We start from the raw sequence: 17,918 nt of genomic DNA on the forward strand, positions 1-17,918 counted from the left end.
CGTTCCGCGTCACGCCGTTCCGGCGCGCGTCACACCCCGGCGTACGCCGGAGACGGCCGCGAGGAGGACGACCAGGGCGACCACCCAGAGGTTCACCTCGCCCCAGACCCAGCCGGCGTGGGCCGGCTCGAGGACGCCGACCAGGCTGCCGGCCACGAGCGTGACGACCACGGCGCCGATCAGGCCGCCGGCGGCGCCGGCCACGTGGAGCCAGCGGCCGCGGTGCGCGACCAGCGAGGCGCCGTACGCACCGGCGGCGACGAGGAGGGCCAGGAAGCCTACGTAGAAGAGGGGGTCCTCGAGCGGACTGCGGCCGAGGCCGCCGGCCAGGGCCATGGCGAGGGCCTTCGCCGCCCAGGAGGCGACGCAGGCGAGGGAGGCGATCAGTGCGGTACGTGTTGTCATGGCGTCAGCCTCGGCCGGACGGCGGCCGGGGCCATCCCTCGCAAGAGTGATGTGCGGTGACATCCGCGGCCCTATCGTCGGGCTGTGCGTGTGGTCGCCGGGGCACGACGGTCGCGGGCGGCGGGCGCCGTCGCGCTGCTCCTCGCCGTGTGTACGGCGACGCTGGCGGACGCGCTGACGCTCGACGCCGTCGCCGACACGACCGTGGCGCTGGTCGCCGCCGCGTGCGCGGGCCTCGCCGTCGGGCTGACGAGCACACCGTCGGCCACCGCGGCCGCCGGAGCGCTCGGCGCCGGTCTGCTCACCGCGGCGAACCAGGTCGGTCGGCCGGGCGCCGACTCGGTCCCGAGCGACGTGGTGTTCTACCTGCTGCTGCTCGGCGGTCCGGCGGTGGTCGGGGCGCTCGTCGCCGCCCGCGGGCGGCAGCTCGCCGAGCTGCGGCGGCTGGCGCGGGAGGTGGAGGAGCAGCGCGACGCCGGCGCCGACGCCGCCCGGCTCGAGCAGCAGAGCGCTGTCGCCGCCGCCGTCCAGCACGGCGTCATCCAGACGATGGGCGCCATCGTCGTGCAGGCCGACGGGGCCCGGCGTACCGCAGACCCGGCCGACGTACGCCGGGCGCTCGACGCGATCGAGCGCTCCGCCCGCAGGGCGCTCGACGAGCTCCGGGCCCAGGTCGGGACGCTGCGCGAGCCGGCAGCTGTCGCCGAGGCGGCGCCCTCGGGCGGCGGCGATCTTCCCCGCCGGCCGCGCCCGGAGCTCGGTCCCACCGACCTCCTCGCCGCGCTGGCCGGCGTGCCGCTGGCGGTCGAGGCGACGCTCGGGGACGCTGCCCGCGGCCCCGCGTGGGCGAACGTCGTGGCAGCCGTCGCCGTCGGCGCACCGCTGGTGCTTCGCCGGCGGCACCCGGCGGCGTCGGCGGCGGCGGTGCTGGCCCTGGCCGCCGCCATGTCGGCGGTGCTGACGCCGGTGCCCGCCACCGTCACGTCGCTGCTGCCGCTCCTGCTGGCGTCGTACGCCGTCGGCGCCCACGCGCGGCGGCGCCGGGGGCGGGTGACCGGGCTCGGCGTCCTCGCCCTCGGCGTACCCCTGCTGAGTGCCGTCAGCCCGGCCTCCGGCCGCGATCTCGACGGCCTCGTCCCGACGCTGCTCTGGTGCCTCGCCGCAGTCGGCGCCGGGACCGCGGTGGCCGGCAGGAGCGCACGGGTCGCCCGCCACCGACGGCTGGTCGACGAGCTCGAGGCGGGCCGCGACGCCGCCGCCCGGCTCGCCGCCGCCCAGGAGCGGCATGCGCTCGCGCGCGACCTCCACGACTCGGTCGCGGCGGCCATGACCGTGGTCTGCCTGCACGCGGTAGGAGCCCGGCGGCTGCTCGAGCCGCCCGACGTCGACGCCGCCCTCGCGACGATCGCCGCCACCGCTCGCCACGGTCTCGCCGAGCTCCGCGCCAGCCTCGACGTCCTCGACGGTCCGCCGGAGGCCCCGACCGCCGACCGGGTCGGCGACCTCGACACGGTGGTGGAGGGCGCGCGGCGGGCCGGTGTCCGGGTCGACCTCATGGTCGCGGGCGAGCTGCCGGACCACTGCCGGACGCTCGCGGCCAGGATCGTGCGCGAGGCGCTCGTCAACGCCGCCCGCCACGCACCCGGCGCCCACGTCACGGTGACGATCGCGGGCTCGCCCGACGGTGTCGCCGTCGAGGTCAGCGACACCGGAGCCACCGAGACGGCGCCCGCGACGACCGGGACCGGGACCGGCCTGCAGGGGCTCGCCGAGCGGCTCGCGGCCGTCGGCGGCCGCCTCGAGGCGGGACCGCTCGAGCCGCGCGGATTCGTCGTACGCGCGACGATGCCGACGGCGGTGCTGCCGGCATGATCGACGTGCTGCTCGCCGACGACCAGGCGCTGGTCCGCGCAGGGCTGCGCATGATCCTCGGCGCCGAGGACGACCTACGCGTCGTGGGTGAGGCCGACGACGGCGTACGGGCGATCGCGGAGGCGGCCCGGCTGCTGCCCGACGTCGTCCTGATGGACCTCAAGATGCCGCGGCTCGACGGCATCGCCGCGACCCGCGGCATCGTCGCGCGCTGCCCCGGCACCAGGGTCGTCGTCCTGACGACGTTCGACCGCGACCAGCTGGTGTACGACGCGCTCGTGGCGGGGGCGACGGGCTTCCTGCTCAAGGACTCCCCCGGCGAGCAGCTGGTCGGTGGCATCCGCGCGGCGCACCGGGGCGAGGAGCTGCTCGCGCCGTCGATCACCCGGCGGTTGATCGCGGAGTTCACCCGGCGCGCCGACCGGCACCCGGCCGTCGGGACGCTGACCGACCGCGAGCAGGAGGTCCTCCTGCTCGCCGCCCGCGGCCTGTCCAACTCCGAGATCGCCGCCGAGCTCTTCCTCAGCGTCGAGACCGTCAAGACGCACGTCGCCCGCGTCCTCGCCAAGCTCGGCGTCCGGGACCGCGTGCAGGCGGTCGTGGTGGCGTACGAGTCCGGGCTGGTCAGGCCCGGCGGGCGGACCTGAGCGAGGCCGCCATCGTGACGGCCGCGCCGACGACGACGTACGCCGCGACGAGCCAGACCTCGCCGGCGACGCCGTTGGCGGCGAAGTAGACGATCCGGCGTACGGCGTCGGTGCCGGCGCCGTTGGGGATCCAGCCACCGACATGGCGCCAGAAGGCGGGCAGCAGCTGGGTCTGGTACGCACCGCCCGCCGACGGGTTGCCGAGCACCACGAACAGCAGCACGGTCAGGCCGATCCCGACGGTGCCGAAGAGCACCTGGAAGGCCATGGTGACCGTCGCCGAGGAGAGCACCAGGAGTGTGCCCAGCCCCCAGAGCGCCCAGAAGTGCCCGGTCAGCGCGTCCAGCCACTGGTCGACGATGAGGGCGCCGCCCAGGCCGGAGAGGACCGCGTACGGCACCGCCGCCCCGAGCCGGATCGCGGCCCGCCTCGGGTTGGCCGGCCGCGCCCCCTTGGCGACGCCGAGCAGCGCGGCGACGAGGTAGCCGCCGACGAGCCAGCCGATGACGAGGTAGAAGCCGCTGAGACCGCGGGCGTCGCCGGCCTCGAGGGGCACGACGTCGGTGACGGTCACCTGCCTGCCCTGCTGCGCCTCGGACTGCTCCGCGAGCTGCTCGAGCGCGGTGACGAGGGAGGCGCCTCCGCCCGAGGCGACGAGCAGCTCATCGGTCTTCGACGTGGGGTCGACCACGATCGCACCGGCGAGGTCGGCGCTCTTGATCCGCGCGACGGCCTCGGCCCTCGAGGAGACCGCCTCGGCCGAGACCGGATGGCCCTTCGTCGCGTCCAGGCGCTGCACCAGCTGCTCGGACCGGGAGGCCGGCGCAACGACGCCGAGCGAGACATCGTGCGGCGTGGGGTGGTGGAACGCGCCGACGTACGACGCCACGAACGCGAGCTGCACGAGCAGCACGCCGAGGACCAGCATCACCGTCCGTGGGGCGACGGCGTCCCTGATCTCCTCGAGCAGGCCCTTCTCGGCCATGAGCGACTCCCCCTTATCACCTTCGACGTCGTCGTCGGCACGCTTCTCCACCGCGTCGCGATGACCGGCGACGTCTCCGCGGCGGACGCCGCCGCGGTCACCGACCTGGCGATGCGGATGCTGTTCGCCGGGTGAGGACCCGGCTCAGCCGCCCGAGGACGGCAGCTTCTCGACGTCGCCGAGGCCCAGCTGGCGCCTCATGCCGAAGTACCAGTTGAAGACGCCGCGCAGCTTGTCGGCGTCCTCGCGCTCCCAGTTGCGCATGATCTCGCAGCCGAAGGCGATCGCGGTGATCGGGTGGGCGCCGGCCTGGATCATCCGGTCGAAGGCCCGGTCGTGGGTGACCTTGCTGACGCCGCCGACGGCGTCGGCCACCGGGTAGACGTCGTACCCCTCCGTCAGCATGTCCAGCGTCGGGAAGCTCAGGCAGACCTCGGTCCACAGGCCCGCCATGACGATCTTCCTGCGGCCCGTCGCCTCGATCGCGGCGCGGAAGTCGGCGTCCTCCCAGGCGTTCACGCCCGTGCGGTCGATCTGCTCCACGCCCGGCAGCTCGGCCATGATCTGGGGCACCGTCGGCTCGTTCACCCCCATGTCGACGGCCACGGTCGAGACCACGATCGGGATCTCGTACACCGCCGCGAGCTTGGCGAGCGTGATGACGCCGAGGTCGATCTCCTCGCGTGTGGCGGAGGTGACGGTGGCGTACTGCCCCGGCTGGAAGTCGATGAGCGCCACCGCGCAGTTCTGCGGCGTCAGCAGGTGGTCGGCGATCGGGTCACGGACGGGTTCGGGTGCGAGCTTCGGCATGGCCCCATCCTGTCGTCCCCGGCCGCGGCGGGCCATCCCCGCACGGCCCGCGGCGGCGCGGCGGCGTACCTCCGCCCGTCGGGTCTCACTCCGTCGGGAAGGGGATCCGCTCCTGCTGCCGGCGCTCCCAGTCGGGGTCCTTGACGCCGGGCGAGAGCTCACCGTCGACGGTGCCGTCGGTCACCGGCACCTTCCCGACCAGGGCATTTCCGACGTACATCGGCACGCCGCGGATGGAGCCGACCAACCAGAACGCAGCGACCGCCACGACCATGAGTCCGATACCGGCGACGTACCCCCAGGGCCCGAACAGGCCACCGACGAGGATCAGGAAGAAGGCGGCGAAGAAGATCACGCCCGGGATCCAGCCGAGCCGGTGGATCGCCATCCCGCCCATCACAGCGGCGACGCCGATCGGGGCGAGCATCGCACCCACGAGGAGGGCGGCCATGACGCCCCCGTCGACCTCCCGGCCGAACAGTGCGGCCAGCAGCGGCACCCCGACGCCGACCACCACGGCGCACACCGGCATCATCACGATGAGCCCTAGGGCGATGATCCAGCGCGCCTTCTCGCTGTTCGCCCATGCATAGCGGTAGACCTGCTCGCCGGGCTCACGGCGCCCGGGACTGATCGTCGGCTTGGCGCGAGGGCTGCGTCGAGGCCCGGACCGTCTGTCTGCCATGTGCCACATCAGATCAGTACGCCGGACCGCTGGTCCAGAGCTCCTCGGCGGCTCGTCACCCGGCCCCATCGTTCGACGCGTCGCCGCAGTCGGCCCGGTATCCGGCCGCGGCCCTATAACGTGCGCGCAAGCTGCTCGAGTCGCTGATGTGAGGTGGTGCCCGGCTCGGCGGACCACAGGACGAGCTGTTGGTCGGGGGCGCCGGCGTAGCGGAAGGTGTCCCAGTCGAGGGTGAGCTCCCCGACCTGCGGGTGAGCGATCCGTTTGCTGCCGAAGTCCTGGTGGGCGACACGGTGCTCGGCCCACCAGGTGCGGAAGTCGGGGTCGGCGATGGAGAGCTCACCGACCAGCTCGGAGAGGGCGGGGTCGGTGGGGTTGGTGCCGGCCTCCATCCTCAGCACCTCGACGCAGGTGCGGGCGACGTCCTCCCAGTCGGGATAGATCTCGCGCATCGCCGGGTCGGTGAAGACCATCCGCACGTAGTTGCGCTGCCGGTCGGGTACGGCCGCGAAGTCGTGGAGCAGCGCTGCCGCCAGGTCGTTCCAGGCGAGGATGTCGAGGCGGGGTCCGAAGACGAGCGCCGGCGTGCCGTGCAGCTCACCCATCAGCCGGGCCAGGTGAGGATGCACCGCCGGGCGCGACCTGCGCCGTCGTGTCGGACGACGGCCCTCCTGTCCGGCCTGGCGGACCAGCCCCTCGACGTAGGCCGCCTGGTCGCGGGTGAGCCGGAGCTCCCGGACCAGCGCGGCGAGCACGGGCGGCGAGGGCGCCAGCCGGCCCTGCTCGATGCGCATGTAGTAGTCGGTGCTGATGGCGACCAGCTGGGCGACCTCCTCGCGGCGCAGGCCCTGCACCCGGCGCCGACCGTGGCCGAGCTCGGGCAGCCCGACCTGGGCAGGAATGAGCTCGCCGCGGCGGAGCCTGAGGAACTCGCCGAGCTCGTGCAGATGGGGAGAGTCGACCACTTCTCCAGGCTGGCACGAGCGCGCCCGGTCAACCTAGGAGGGTTCGTTCCTAGGAACGAGCCCGACCTTCTCCGCGGCCGGCAACGGTCGGAGGTTGGAGTCGCGGCCCACCGACGGGCCGGCACCGTCTCCACCAGTCCACGGAGGATCACCCATGAGGACCGATGTCCGCTTCCCCACCAACGGTCTGCAGCTGGCGGGCCACCTCTACCTGCCCGACAACCTGCCCGACAACCTGCCCGAGAACGCCGAGGGTCCCCTGCCCGCGATCGTCATCGGCCACCAGACCACCGGCGTCAAGGAGCAGGCGCCCGCCGTCTACGCCCGGCGGCTGGTCGAGGAGGGCTTCGCGATCCTGACCTTCGACGCCGCCTTCCAGGGCGAGTCCGAAGGACAGCCGCACGGCCTGGAGGACCCCTTCCAGCGCGCCGAGGACTTCCGCGCCGCGGTCTCCTACCTGACCAGCCGCGACGACATCGATCCCGACCGCATCGGGGTCATGGGCATCTGCGGCTCCGGCGCCTACGTGCCGTACGTCGCCCAGACCGACCACCGGATGAGGGCCGTCGCTGGCGTCTCCGGCACCGACGTCCCCAGCTTCTTCCGCGATGCCGACCCCGAGGGCTGGAACCAGATGGTCGCCAGCTCCGGCAAGCTGCGCAGCAAGGAGGCCGCCGGAGCACCCGCCACCACCTTCCCCGTCCTCCCGGAGAAGGCCGAGGCCGACACCCCGGCCCCGGTCGCCGAGTTCATCGACTTCTACAAGACCCCGCGCGGCCGCCACCCGCGCTCGACAGGCGAGATGGTCACCCGCAGCGCTGATCTGCTCGACCAGTTCGACTCCTTCGCCGACGTCGCCAAGATCGCGCCCCGACCGCTGCTCATGATCGCCGGCACCGAGGCCTTCACCCGCGGCTTCTCCGAGAAGGCCGTCGCCGACAGCCCCGGCAACGCCGAGCTCTTCCTCGTCGAGGGCGCCACCCACGTCGATCTCTACGACCGCGACCCCTATGTCGCCACCGCCGTCACCAAGCTCATCGAATTCTTCCACGAGAACCTCGGCTGAGGAGCGCGCAGGGCCCGCCCCGACCGGGGCGGGCCCTTCGTCCTGGTCCCCGGTTCGTGGCACGGCGCATGGGTTGGGATGGCCTCGCAGCCAGCCTGCGCGCAGCTGGTCACGGAGGCGGTCGCCATCACCTCGACAGTCTCGAGGTGGACCGTGCTCCCCGCGAGCGCGGCCACGGACCTGGACACGCACGTCGACGGCGTGCGGACCGTGCTCGACGTCTGCGCCCCGGGGCCGATCACACTCTGCGGCCACGATCTGCCGATCACCCACGCCGTTTACAACGACGCTCCTGACGACCTCCTGGCCATCCTCACCAACTCGTGACACACCCTGATGTGGAGCCAGTCACCGCAACGCCTCTGTCGGTCCGAGCCGCCCGGCGAGGTCGACCAGCACCGACTCGAACGTCTCACGGGCGCTGGCGTCCAGGTCGCCGAGGAGGTCGTCTTCCATCGAAGCGATCGCGGCCCGACACCGGTGCAGCGTCCGCTCCCCGGCACGGGTGATCGCGACGATCCGGTTGCGGCGGTCGGCCGGGTCTGGCGAACGTGCGACCAGTCCAAGGGACTCGAGGTGGTCGAGGTTGGCGATCAGTCGGGTCTTGTCCCGGCCGGTGGCGGCGGCGAGCCGCGCCTGGGTCGGCGCCTGTCCGCCGCCGAGCGCGCTCAGCACCACGTAGTCCCACATCGGCAGGCCCTCGCGCTCGAGGATCGGCGTCTCACGGGCCAGCACCTCGCGCCGCAGGCGGCTGAGCAGTACTCCGAGCTCGGGGCGGTCCACGCACCGCATCCTAAACTCGCTCGGACCAATCATCTACATATGCGTACGATCGGCAGATGCCTACTTTCGACGAGCTGCTCGCGCTCCATCGCGAGACCACGGACTCGGCGGGCCGGGTGATCCTCGCGGCCGCCGACGCCGATCTGACCGTCCCGACGCCGTGCGACGGCTGGGACCTGGCCGACCTGCTGTCCCACATCATCGGCGAGCAGGAGGGCTTCACCCTCGCGATCGACCATGGCAACGCCCCCAAGCAGGCGTACGCCGGTCCCACCGTCACTACCGACAACCTCCCCCGCCTCTGGCAGACGTCGGCGGACGGCCTGGCGGCCGCATTCGCCCGAGCGAGACCCGATGACCCGGTCCACCTCGCCCAGCTCGACTCGGACGTCACCGCCGAGCTGGCCCTCGGCATGCAGCTCCTCGACACCGCCGTGCACGGCTGGGACGTGGCGACCTCCCTCGGCCGCACCTACCGCCCGACCGACGAGGTCGTGACGTACGTCCTGGACTTCGCCCGCCTCATCGCCGCCCGTCCCGGAGGCACGCCGGGCGTCTTCTCCGCGGCCAACGCCGAGACCGGACACGACCCATGGCATGACGCGCTCCGCCTCCTCGGTCGTCGCCCCGACGGCAGATAGTCCGCAGACCGATGTATTCGCGTTGTTCTGGACCCTTCTGACCGTCCAGTCTGTGTCTACGTTCGAAGCCCCTGTTGAGAGGATCTGGAATGCGCGTGTTCGTCGCCGGAGCCTCTGGCGTTCTCGGCCGCACCGTCCTTCCGCTGCTGACCGCCGCCGGTCATGAGGTGACCGCGATGACCAGGTCGGCCCACAAGCAGGCGCTCCTGGCCGACCTGGGAGCCGTGCCGGTCGTCGCCGACGCCGTCGACCGCGACGCCGTGGCGAGAGCGGTGGGCGACGCACACCCGGATGCCGTCGTACATCTGCTCACCGATCTGACGACGGGCAACCCGGCGCCAGCAACTCACGGCTGCGTGAGATCGGCACCCGTCACCTCGTCGACGCGGCCAAGCGCGCCCATGTCGACAGGATCGTGGCCGAGAGCATCTCCTGGGTCTACCCGCCCGGCACCGCCGCGGCCGACGAGAACGAACCGCTGGACCTCGAGGCTGCCGAGCCGCGCCGAACCACCATCGCCGGAGTCAGCGTCCTGGAGAGCGCCGTGCAGGAGATGCCGGACGGCGTCGTGCTGAGGTTCGGACAGCTCTACGGACCCGACACCTGGTACTCCCGTGACGGACGCTTCGGGCAGGCTGCTCGGGACGGCCGCCTTCCCGCGACTGAGACGGTGACCTCGTTCATCCACACCACCGATGCGTCCGAGGCGATCGCGTCGGCCCTGGACTGGCCCGTCGGGATCTGGAACGTCGTGGATGATGCACCCGCACCAGGCGTCGAGTGGGCACCACACTTCGCCGCAGCCGTCGGCGCCCCCGCCCCCGCGACGTCACTGTCCGGCGACGTCGGCCGGCCCGTCTCGAACGCACGAGCCCGCAGCCAGGGGCTGTCTCTTCATCACCCGAGCTGGCGCGACGGCTTCCTCACACTATGAGCACGCGCCCGTGTTCAGTCGTTGCTCGGGCCGCGTCGAGCCGTCACTGCCGTCGCGAGCAGGTCGAGGTGGGTGGCGGTGGTGCCGCAGCACCCACCCCAGATGTCCACGGCCGGCAGCCGCGTCGCCAGGTCGCCCATGAGCTTCCCGAGCTCGACCGGATCGCCCTCCTCCAGATGCCCGATCTTGCACAGCGCGATCTTGTCCATCTTCGAAGCGTTCGGCCGCAGCGCACGCAGCCGGGACAGCCACGGTCCATCCGATAGCGCCGGCTCGAACTCGACCGGGTGCGAGCAGTTGATGCCGAAGAACGACGCGTACGACTCTGAGGCATCGTCGACGTAGGCCACCGCGTCCGCAAGCGGCGTACCCGTGCCGAACAACCGCCCATCCGACCCGACAGCGAACGAGACCGCCACCGGGATTCCGATCGTGCCGGCCGCACGAACCGCGCCGAGTGCCTCGGCCTCGTTGCCGATCGTGAACACCCACGCCAGGTCCGCGCCGGCCTCCTTCAACGTCTCCAGCTGCGTCGCGTGGTAGCCCTCGGCCTCCTCGGCACCCATCGGCGTCTGCGACAGGTAGGCGCGCTGGATGTCGGAGAGCTCTTGATGGGCATTGTGCTGCCTTTTCGAGACCAGCGGCCGGAACCCGGGCCCCGAGGACGTCGGGCGGCGCAGGCCGAGCACAGAGTCTTGTACCAGCGGCCGCGCCGCAAACTCAACGCCCGGCACGGCCGGGGTCCTCAGCCGATGGCCGAGGACCCCGGCGGTGCCGGCTCAGATGCCGGCTCAGGAGACGTTCAGCGCGATGTTGCCGGTGTACGTGCCGGCTGCGATCGGCGTGGCGACGCCGTCCACCGTCATCGTGACCTGCTTGCCCTTCGGCGCCACGACCTTCGAGCCGCTGTCGATCGTCAGCTTCGACAGGTACGACGTGCCGGCGACCGTCCAGGTGCTGTGTCCGGTGAGGTCGACGATGACGCCGTTGTTGACCACAGCCCCGGTGGTGTTCGAGACCACGCCGAGCTGGCGGTAGTCCGCCGAGGTGATCGTGCTCTGGTTGTGCTTGGTCACCGAGGACGAGATCACGCCGCGCACGGTCGAACCGTCGAAGGTCAGCGCCATGTTCTTGCCCTCGCGCATCCCGTTGTAGAAGTCACCGGCGAGGTCGATGTCGGTGAAGTCCGCGACGGCGTCGGTGTTGTGCACCGTAGTGACGTCGAAGGTGCTGTCCTTGGTCGGCGCAGAGGTGGGCTCGGTGTAGACGCCGGCGTTGACCAACTTGCCGTCGACCATGACCGGGCCCGGGTCGTCGTTCTGCATCATCTGAAGGACTACGCCGTTGCGCGGGTTGAGCCTTGCCCCGTCGGAGCCGTCCACGTCGATGGCGACCTGCTGGCCCTTGTCCAGGAACGTCGAACGCTTGGTGTTGATCACCGTGTGCCCGGTGACCGTGGCCGTGCCCTGGCCGTGCCACATGACGCCCCAGCCGTCGGAGTCGACGGTGGTGCGGCGGGTGCCGAGCTTGTGGATCTCGGCGGCGCTCAGCCCCAGGTCCAGCGACTCGTTGAGGGTCGAGACCGCGCCGGGCGTTGTGTCGCCGTACTCCACCGAGCCGCCGGTGACGATGGCGCCGTAGGTGCCGACGTCGACCTGGGAGCCGAGGAAGCGGTCGGTCGCGTTGCCGATGGCATAGGCACCGTACCCGGTGTTGGTGGTGGTGTGGACGTAGCTGTTGATCGAGGTCAGCTGGGCGTTAGAGCCGCTGTCGGTGGACAGCACGCCCCAGCCGTTGGAGGACACGTCGGAGCCGATGTAGGTGGCCTTGGTGTTCTCGCCGGTGATGTTGGTCGCCCGTGCGGTGCCGGCGATGCCGAGCATCCACGGCGCCGAGCGCATCTGGGCCAGGTCGACGGTCGGCTGGTAGTCGCTGGGCAAGGCGGTTCCCTCGGTGTGGATCCGCGACCGCTTCACGACCACGTTGGCGCCGTTGGCGGCGAGCAGGCCGACCCGGGCCGCCCCGGTGTTCTGGATCTGGGAGTCGTCCACCTCGAGGCGGCTGCCGTCCGCGACGATGCCGGCGCCGTACCCGGCGAAGTCGGAGCGCCCGTTGCCGGACTCGCCGATGCGGGCGCCCTTGATGGTGTAGTCACGGTCGGCGACGTAGTAGCCGGTGAAGTTCTGGCCGGTCGAGCTCACCGACGTGCCGACGGCGGTGTCGTCGCCGACGCGGCCACGCACGGCGTCCAGCACCGACTTGGTGCGGTCGACGCCGTCGGCACCGACGTAGACGGCCTGGCGCTCGGGATAGGTCAGCCCGGCCCAGGCGACGTCGTTGGCATCGACGACATGGAGGACGACGTTGCCGCGGTAGGTGCCGGGGCCGATGACAGTTGCGGTGCCGGCCGTCGAGTCGAGGACGCCGCCGGCCTCGACGCCGTTCACGGTCATCACGACGACCTTGCCGTCGGGGGCGGTGACGGAGGCGCCGGTGGGGACGACGAGCTTGCGCAGCACCGTGGTGCCAGTGATCTGCCAGGTCTGTCCTGGATCGAGGGTGACCGAGGTGCCGTTCGCTGCGTGGTGGGCGGTAGCGCCGTACGACGGCGAGGTGAGCACCGGCGAGACCGCGGCGGCGAGGGGAAGGAACAGGGCGAGGCCCTTGTGGACGGTGGTCGTTCTCATGTGGACAGCTCCTGGGTCGGTGGGGCGTGCTTCGCCGTTACTGAACCGTCAGCACCGGACGTGACGGAAGTCACTCATCGGCATGGGTCGCATACCACGTCCCGATGTCCGCCGTCCTGCGCCACGTCCTCGGCCACCTCCTGCGCCACGTCGGCCAGCACAGTGCGCAGCCAGCGGTGCGCCGGGTCATGGTCACGGGAGGGGTGCCACCAGATCGCCTCATTGAGCGTGACCTCCCCGAACGGCGCGGCCACCACGACCGTCCCGGCGAGCGGGCAGACCTTCGCAGCGAGCCGTTCGGGCATGATCGCGACAAGCTCGGTCCCACACACGATGAACGGCAGCGGCAGCCAGCCGCGCGCCGTGACCCCGCTCCCCCGGTCCAGCCCGAGCTCGGCGAGCCGCCGGTCGACGGGCGTGAGGTGGTCGGCGCCGAGCACCGAGCGCACTCGCGGCAGCTCGGCGAGCGCCTCGAGGTCGAGCTGTCCGCCGACGAGGCGGGAGTTGCCGGGATCGACCACGCAGACGAACCGGTCCTCGAAGGCATCGAGGCTGCTGCCCTGCACCCCGAGCCCGCGCGGGCACAGCATCACATCGGCCTCGGACATCAGATGCGGCTTGGCGACCAGGCCCGCGGGCATCGGGCGGTAGTTGATCCGCACGCCCGGCGCCTCACCCTCGAGCCGCCGACGCAGCCGCGGCGCCAGGACGACCATCGCGTAGTCGGAGACGCACACGGTGAAGGCCCGGCTGGCCTCGCGCGGTCGGAACCGGCGGTCGAGGCGCAGCGCGCGCTCCACCATCGGCATCGTCTCCTGCAGCAGCGGCACCAGCGTGCGCGCTAGCGGTGTGAGCTCGAGGTCACGCCCGACCTTGACCAGCAGCTCGTCGTTGTAGCGGCGTCGCAGGCGCCGCAGCGCCGTGCTCATCGCCGGCTGGGTCATCCCGATCCGCTCGCCGGCCCGGGTGACGTTGCGCTCCTCGAGCAGGGCCTGGAGGACGACCAAGAGGTTGAGGTCGGTGCCGGCGACGCTCACCAGCGGATCCTCGGCACGACGCCACGGCCGACGGCGCGGTGCACAACCCGCGACGACGCCCAGGTGACCTCTACGCTGGCCCGGTGGCCGATCTCCGCAAGATCGATCTGAACCTGCTTGTGGCGCTCGAGGCGGTCCTCGACGAGCAGAACCTGACGCGCGCCGCCAAGCGGGTGGGCATCACCCAGCCCGCCATGAGCGGCGCGCTGGGCAGGCTGCGCAAGCTGACCGGCGATGAGCTGCTCGTCCGGGTCGGGCGTGGATTCGAGCTGACCCCGGTCGGCGAGGAGCTCCTGCCGCTCGTGCGGCAGGCCCTCGAGCAGGTCGAGCGGACGCTGGCGGCCTCGCGCAACTTCGACCCGGCGACGAGCAGCCGGCGCTTCACCGTCTCGCTCTCCGACTACGCGCTGTACGTGCTCGGCCCGCGGCTGGAGCGTCGGCTCGTCGAGCTGGCGCCGGGCGTCGAGGTCGCCTTCGACTCCCTGCCCGCGCCGCAGGACCTCGCCACCCACCTGCTGCGCCGGGACTTGGTCATCGGCGGTGTCGGCCGCGGCATCCCCGGTCGGCGCCAGGAGGTCTTCCGGGACCGCTTCGTCTGCGTCGTCAGCGATGTCGACACCCCGCTGGTCGGCGAGTCGGCCACTTTTGCCGAGCTCGCGGCGATGCCCTACCTGAGCGCGTGGTTCGGCGCCGGTGTGAGCACGCCGGTCGACGACGCCCTCGCCGAGCACGGCGTGCGGCTCGAACCGGCCCAGCAGGCGCCCGGCCTGCTGACCCTGCCGTTCCTGCTGCCCGGGACGCAGATGTTCGCATTCGTCCCCGAGCGGCTGGCGCTGGCGATGGGGCCCTCCCTCGGGCTCCGCACCGTCACTACGCCGCTGCGGATCCCCACGCTGGTGGAGGCCGCCCACTGGCACCCGGTCAACACAGAGGAGGCCGGCCTGCGGTGGCTGCTCGGCGTGCTGGGAGAGATCGCCGAGGAGATCGACGACCTGGCGATGCCACCAGCATCGTTCGAGTGAGCGGCTAGGCACGCTCTTCGGGGCGGCCGAGGATCTGGGGGAGGTTGCCCCAGGGGTCGGCGAGGAAGCAGATGGTCGCGCCGGGACGGTTCGGCGAAGTCCGCGGCGCGATCCGCGAAACGGCACTCAGCGCGACGAGCCGGTCGTGGTCGGCGGCCACGTCGCTGCTGCGCGAGCACAGGTGGCCATAGCCGAGCGTCAGCGTGGCCTCGTCCGAGCCGCTGTTGTCCAGCGGGCCCATGGCCGCCTCGGGGCGCTGCAGCAGCTCGATCCGGAAGCAGTCAGGGTGCCGGTGGACCGCGCTGGCGACGCGGCCGCCGCCGATCGCGGCTAACGGTCCGATCCGGCCCTGCGGGATGGCGGCGGCGATGCGCCGCATCGGGTGGTCGTCGGCGGGCAGGTCGCCGCGTGTGGCGCCGTACGGCAAACCCTCCGCAGCGAGCCGCTTGGTCAGGGCGATGACGCCGCCTTGGTGACCGTGTGCGCGACGCCGGCCGTGCCGGTGATGACCGCGATGCGGCCGGCGAGGCGGCCGCATCACTCGGCGGCGGCGAGCTCGGCGAGGGTGTCCTCGACCCAGTCGGCGATGTAGGCGTTGATGTGCGGCATGTGGTCGAGGCCGACGTGCTCGGCGGCACCCTCGTCGACGGTGAAGATCCGCAGCTCGCGCTTGGGTGAGTTGACCGCCTGGTCGTAGGACTGGTGGGCGTAGTCGACCGAGATCTGCCGGTCGTTGGCACCGTGGGCGATCAGGAACGGCACCGTGATCTTCTCGACGACGCCGTTGAGGTGGACGCCCTCGGCGTAGGCGATGAACTTGTCGACGTCGTCGAAGCCCCATACCCACAGGACGTGCTCCCAGTAGTGCGGCACGGGGTTCTCGCCCTCGCGCTGCAGGCGCTTCTTCTGCACCTCGCCCCAGTTGTGGTTGGCGCCCCAGACGGCGATGAACCTGATCCGCTTCTCGAAGGCGGCGGCGCGCGGAACGTAGTAGCCGCCGAGCGACCACCCGACCAGGCCGATCCGCTCGCTGTCCACGTCCGAGCGGGTCTCGAGGTAGTCGACCTGCGCCTTGGCCCAGTCCTCGGACTCGATCCGGGACTTCAGATCACCGAAGCGGAGCGCCTCGCCCGATCCGGGGTTGTCGATCATCAGCACCGAAATGCCGCGCTCGCGCATCTCCTGCGCCCAGCCGGAGGCGTACATGTGCTCCTTGGTGGAGTCCAGGCCGTTCCACATGATCACGCACGGCACCGGCTCGCCGTTCTTGGAGGCATTGGAGAAGTACGCCGGCAGCGTGGTCCCCTCGAACGGGACCTCGACGCGGCTGGTGGCGGGGTCGGCGATCTCGAAGACCTTCTCGAATGCGTCCAGCGCCTGCTGGTAGAACGCGCGTCGGCTCGGGTCGGCCTTGCTCAGCATCCGCTCGGCCTGGCACACGTACAGGCCGGAGCGATACCACTGTTGACCCGCCGTACGCAGGTGTCCCCTGGCCTCGGACTCGCGCGCCTGGTCGGCGACCTGGTCCGCCACCGCCTTCCACGACTGCATGAACAGCTTGCTCCCCGAGTCGACGTCGGCCGCTTCCCGCGCGGGCCGGCAGGCGCGATCGACCTCGTCGATCAGGCCACCGTTGTTCAGTGTCGCGCAGACCCCGAGGTTCCAGACGTACTTGGGGCCGGTGAAGTACTCGAACATGTCCTCAGTCCTTGATCGTCGTGATGAGTTCGCCGATGCCCTCGACGAGGATGTGGACCTCGTCGCCTGGCTCGAGTGGTGGCGGGGTGAGATCGCCGTGGCGGCCCCACAGCTCCGCCAGGCAGCCGCCACCTCCCGTGGTGCCGGAGGCGAGGAGGTCGCCGGCACGGACCAGCGAGTCGCGCGAGGCGTAGGCGACCATCTGCGCGAACGTCCAGCCCATGTTGGCCAGCCGATCCTGCCCGACCTGGGCGCCGTTGACCGCGACCCGGCAGTCGAGGTCGAGGAAGCCGTGCTCGTCCTGGTACGGCGCCAGCTCGTCGGCGGTCACGATCCACGGTCCGATCGAGGTGGCGAAGTCCTTGCCCTTCGCCGGGCCGAGCCCGACCTGCATCTCGCGGGCCTGCAGGTCGCGGGCGGACCAGTCGTTGACGATCGTGTAGCCGAAGATCGCCTCCTCGGCCGCCGTCTCGGTCAGGTCGCTGCCGTCGCGCCCGAGCACCACGCCCACCTCGAGCTCGAAGTCCAGCGTGCGGCACAGCACCGGACGCCGGATCGGCGCACCCGGGCCGAAGAGCGCGTGCGGGTTGGTGAAGTAGAACGTCGGCGCGTCGTACCAGGCCTCGGGGATGCCGGCCGACTTCTCGATGCTGCGGCGTACGCCCTCGACGTGGCTCTCGAACGTGACGAAGTCCCGAACGCTGGCCGGCTGGTAGGGCAACTCCAGCGCCACGTCGACGAGCGGGATGCCTGGCTCGGCCAACGCCCGCTCTCCTGCTTCGAGCGCCTGGCTCAAGCCGGCGCGCACCAGGTCGTCGAGCTGGCGGTCGGCAATCTCGTGGATCGTCCCGGCAGCCTGATCGACGACCGCGGCGAAGCGCCGCGAAGCACGACTCACGGTGGCGAGCCTCATGCCGGTGACCTCGTCGCATCGGCGATGTGCTTGTGGGAGACGTGAGCGGTCAGACCACCGTCGATCACGATCTCCGCCCCGTTGTAGTAGGCCGAGTCGTCAGAGCAGAGGAAGACGATCGTCGGTGCGATGTCGGCCGGCACGCCGACCCGGCCGAGCGGGATCTCGGTCAGGGCGGCGTCCTTGAACGCCGGAGATGCGTTTGCCATCAGCGGGGTGTCGACGAGCCCCGGCATCACCGCGTTAACCCGGATGCCCTGGCGACCCAGCTCGAGCGAGGCCGAGCGGGTCAGGCCTCGCAGCGCCCACTTGCTGGCGGTGTACGCCGCGGCGGCGTGGCCCGAGATCGCCGCCACCGAGCAGATGTTCACGATGCTGGACCCCTGCGGCATCAGCGGTGCGAGCGCCTGGATGCCGAGCAGCGGGCCGGTGACGTTGATGTCGAAAGCCCGGTGCCAGCCCTCCAGCGACACGTGAGGCAGCCGCTCGCGGGCCGCGACGCCGGCATTGTTGACCAGCGCGTCGGCCCGGCCGTGCTCGGCACGGATCCACTCGGCGAGCTCGGCCCAGCCGTCGGTGTCGGTGACGTCGAGGTGCCGCTCGACGACCCGGCCGCCGTCCCACGCCTCGTCGCGCGGATCGAAGGGAAGCACATCGGTGGCGACGACGTATGCGCCCTCGGCGGCGAGTGCGCGGACCTCCTCCGCCCCCTGGCCGCGGGCCGCACCCGTGACGACGACGACCTTGTCCTGCAGTCTCATGGCTTCC

20 protein-coding genes and 1 pseudogene are annotated in these 17,918 nt (G+C 71.7%); 8 read left to right on the top strand and 13 right to left on the bottom strand.

Annotation, left to right across the window (positions count from 1 at the left end; genetic code table 11):
- Positions 1 to 9 precede the first annotated feature (9 nt).
- Complete coding sequence (locus ABLE53_RS22485) at positions 10 to 405, bottom strand: hypothetical protein (protein ID WP_348861394.1); 396 nt, start codon at positions 403 to 405, stop codon at positions 10 to 12.
- Positions 406 to 489: 84 nt separating this feature from the next.
- Between ABLE53_RS22485 and ABLE53_RS22490 the strand changes: the two genes are divergently transcribed.
- Together ABLE53_RS22490 and ABLE53_RS22495 are read left to right on the top strand one after the other, a co-directional pair.
- Positions 490 to 2,277 carry a histidine kinase gene (locus ABLE53_RS22490; protein ID WP_348861395.1) on the top strand — a complete coding sequence of 596 codons (1,788 nt, stop codon included), beginning with the start codon at positions 490 to 492 and terminating at the stop codon, positions 2,275 to 2,277.
- The gene (locus ABLE53_RS22495) at positions 2,274 to 2,924 is read left to right on the top strand and encodes a response regulator (RefSeq protein WP_348861396.1); all 651 of its coding nucleotides are present in this window, start codon (positions 2,274 to 2,276) and stop codon (positions 2,922 to 2,924) included. Before ABLE53_RS22490 ends, ABLE53_RS22495 begins: the two co-directional genes overlap by 4 nt.
- Here ABLE53_RS22495 and ABLE53_RS22500 read toward each other — a convergent pair.
- From ABLE53_RS22500 to ABLE53_RS22515, 4 genes are all read right to left on the bottom strand, one after another.
- Entirely contained in the window at positions 2,902 to 3,960 is a 1,059-nt protein-coding gene (locus tag ABLE53_RS22500; protein ID WP_348861397.1) for an ABC-2 transporter permease, read from the bottom strand. The genes ABLE53_RS22495 and ABLE53_RS22500 overlap by 23 nt on opposite strands.
- A 93-nt stretch (positions 3,961 to 4,053) precedes the next feature.
- On the bottom strand, positions 4,054 to 4,719 hold the full coding sequence (locus ABLE53_RS22505; protein ID WP_348861398.1) for a hydrolase: 666 nt from the start codon (positions 4,717 to 4,719) through the stop codon (positions 4,054 to 4,056).
- 85 nt (positions 4,720 to 4,804) lie between these two features.
- On the bottom strand, positions 4,805 to 5,404 hold the full coding sequence (locus tag ABLE53_RS22510) for a hypothetical protein (protein WP_348861399.1): 600 nt from the start codon (positions 5,402 to 5,404) through the stop codon (positions 4,805 to 4,807).
- Positions 5,405 to 5,517: 113 nt separating this feature from the next.
- Positions 5,518 to 6,369, bottom strand: coding sequence for a helix-turn-helix domain-containing protein (locus ABLE53_RS22515; protein WP_348861400.1), 852 nt, complete (start codon positions 6,367 to 6,369; stop codon positions 5,518 to 5,520).
- Positions 6,370 to 6,523: 154 nt separating this feature from the next.
- Here ABLE53_RS22515 and ABLE53_RS22520 point away from each other — a divergent pair, with 154 nt between their 5' ends.
- Both ABLE53_RS22520 and ABLE53_RS22525 read left to right on the top strand, forming a co-directional pair.
- The gene (locus ABLE53_RS22520) at positions 6,524 to 7,435 is read left to right on the top strand and encodes an alpha/beta hydrolase (protein WP_348861401.1); all 912 of its coding nucleotides are present in this window, start codon (positions 6,524 to 6,526) and stop codon (positions 7,433 to 7,435) included.
- A gap of 78 nt (positions 7,436 to 7,513) precedes the next feature.
- On the top strand, positions 7,514 to 7,762 hold the full coding sequence (locus tag ABLE53_RS22525; protein ID WP_348861402.1) for a hypothetical protein: 249 nt from the start codon (positions 7,514 to 7,516) through the stop codon (positions 7,760 to 7,762).
- A gap of 21 nt (positions 7,763 to 7,783) precedes the next feature.
- Here the strand turns inward: ABLE53_RS22525 and ABLE53_RS22530 are convergent, their stop codons facing one another.
- Complete coding sequence (locus ABLE53_RS22530; RefSeq protein ID WP_348861403.1) at positions 7,784 to 8,218, bottom strand: MarR family winged helix-turn-helix transcriptional regulator; 435 nt, start codon at positions 8,216 to 8,218, stop codon at positions 7,784 to 7,786.
- Between the two features lie 56 nt (positions 8,219 to 8,274).
- On the opposite strand from ABLE53_RS22530, the gene ABLE53_RS22535 reads away from it, so the two are divergent.
- From ABLE53_RS22535 to ABLE53_RS22545, 3 genes and pseudogenes are all read left to right on the top strand, one after another.
- The gene (locus ABLE53_RS22535) at positions 8,275 to 8,859 is read left to right on the top strand and encodes a TIGR03086 family metal-binding protein (protein WP_348861404.1); all 585 of its coding nucleotides are present in this window, start codon (positions 8,275 to 8,277) and stop codon (positions 8,857 to 8,859) included.
- Positions 8,860 to 8,948: 89 nt separating this feature from the next.
- Positions 8,949 to 9,158 (top strand): annotated as a pseudogene (locus tag ABLE53_RS22540) (NAD(P)H-binding protein); the annotation flags it as partial.
- A 116-nt stretch (positions 9,159 to 9,274) separates the two neighbouring features.
- Positions 9,275 to 9,793, top strand: a complete 519-nt coding sequence (locus ABLE53_RS22545; protein ID WP_348861569.1) for an NAD-dependent epimerase/dehydratase family protein — start codon at positions 9,275 to 9,277, stop codon at positions 9,791 to 9,793.
- 14 nt (positions 9,794 to 9,807) lie between these two features.
- On the opposite strand, the gene ABLE53_RS22550 is transcribed toward ABLE53_RS22545, so the two are convergent.
- From ABLE53_RS22550 to ABLE53_RS22560, 3 genes are all read right to left on the bottom strand, one after another.
- Entirely contained in the window at positions 9,808 to 10,527 is a 720-nt protein-coding gene (locus ABLE53_RS22550; protein WP_348861405.1) for a homocysteine S-methyltransferase family protein, read from the bottom strand.
- Between the two features lie 57 nt (positions 10,528 to 10,584).
- Positions 10,585 to 12,480, bottom strand: coding sequence for a hypothetical protein (locus ABLE53_RS22555; RefSeq protein ID WP_348861406.1), 1,896 nt, complete (start codon positions 12,478 to 12,480; stop codon positions 10,585 to 10,587).
- 74 nt (positions 12,481 to 12,554) lie between these two features.
- Positions 12,555 to 13,517 carry a LysR family transcriptional regulator gene (locus ABLE53_RS22560; protein ID WP_348861407.1) on the bottom strand — a complete coding sequence of 321 codons (963 nt, stop codon included), beginning with the start codon at positions 13,515 to 13,517 and terminating at the stop codon, positions 12,555 to 12,557.
- A gap of 83 nt (positions 13,518 to 13,600) precedes the next feature.
- Between ABLE53_RS22560 and ABLE53_RS22565 the strand changes: the two genes are divergently transcribed.
- A complete protein-coding gene (locus ABLE53_RS22565) occupies positions 13,601 to 14,539 on the top strand; it encodes a LysR family transcriptional regulator (protein ID WP_348861408.1) in 939 nt (312 codons plus the stop codon).
- Positions 14,540 to 14,543: 4 nt separating this feature from the next.
- Here ABLE53_RS22565 and ABLE53_RS22570 read toward each other — a convergent pair whose 3' ends face one another.
- The 4 genes from ABLE53_RS22570 to ABLE53_RS22585 all read right to left on the bottom strand — a co-directional run bounded on the left by ABLE53_RS22570 (position 14,544) and on the right by ABLE53_RS22585 (position 17,911).
- Positions 14,544 to 14,918: a VOC family protein gene (locus ABLE53_RS22570; protein ID WP_348861409.1), complete on the bottom strand. Its 375-nt coding sequence runs from the start codon at positions 14,916 to 14,918 to the stop codon at positions 14,544 to 14,546.
- A 158-nt stretch (positions 14,919 to 15,076) separates the two neighbouring features.
- Positions 15,077 to 16,237 carry an alpha/beta hydrolase family protein gene (locus ABLE53_RS22575; RefSeq protein WP_348861410.1) on the bottom strand — a complete coding sequence of 387 codons (1,161 nt, stop codon included), beginning with the start codon at positions 16,235 to 16,237 and terminating at the stop codon, positions 15,077 to 15,079.
- A 4-nt stretch (positions 16,238 to 16,241) separates the two neighbouring features.
- A complete protein-coding gene (locus tag ABLE53_RS22580; RefSeq protein ID WP_348861411.1) occupies positions 16,242 to 17,135 on the bottom strand; it encodes a fumarylacetoacetate hydrolase family protein in 894 nt (297 codons plus the stop codon).
- Between the two features lie 11 nt (positions 17,136 to 17,146).
- On the bottom strand, positions 17,147 to 17,911 hold the full coding sequence (locus tag ABLE53_RS22585) for an SDR family NAD(P)-dependent oxidoreductase (protein ID WP_348861412.1): 765 nt from the start codon (positions 17,909 to 17,911) through the stop codon (positions 17,147 to 17,149).
- Positions 17,912 to 17,918: the final 7 nt, after the last annotated feature.

The sequence above is a fragment of the Nocardioides asiaticus genome (assembly GCF_040049175.1).
GTDB classification, from domain to species: Bacteria; Actinomycetota; Actinomycetes; order Propionibacteriales; family Nocardioidaceae; genus Nocardioides; species Nocardioides cheoyonin.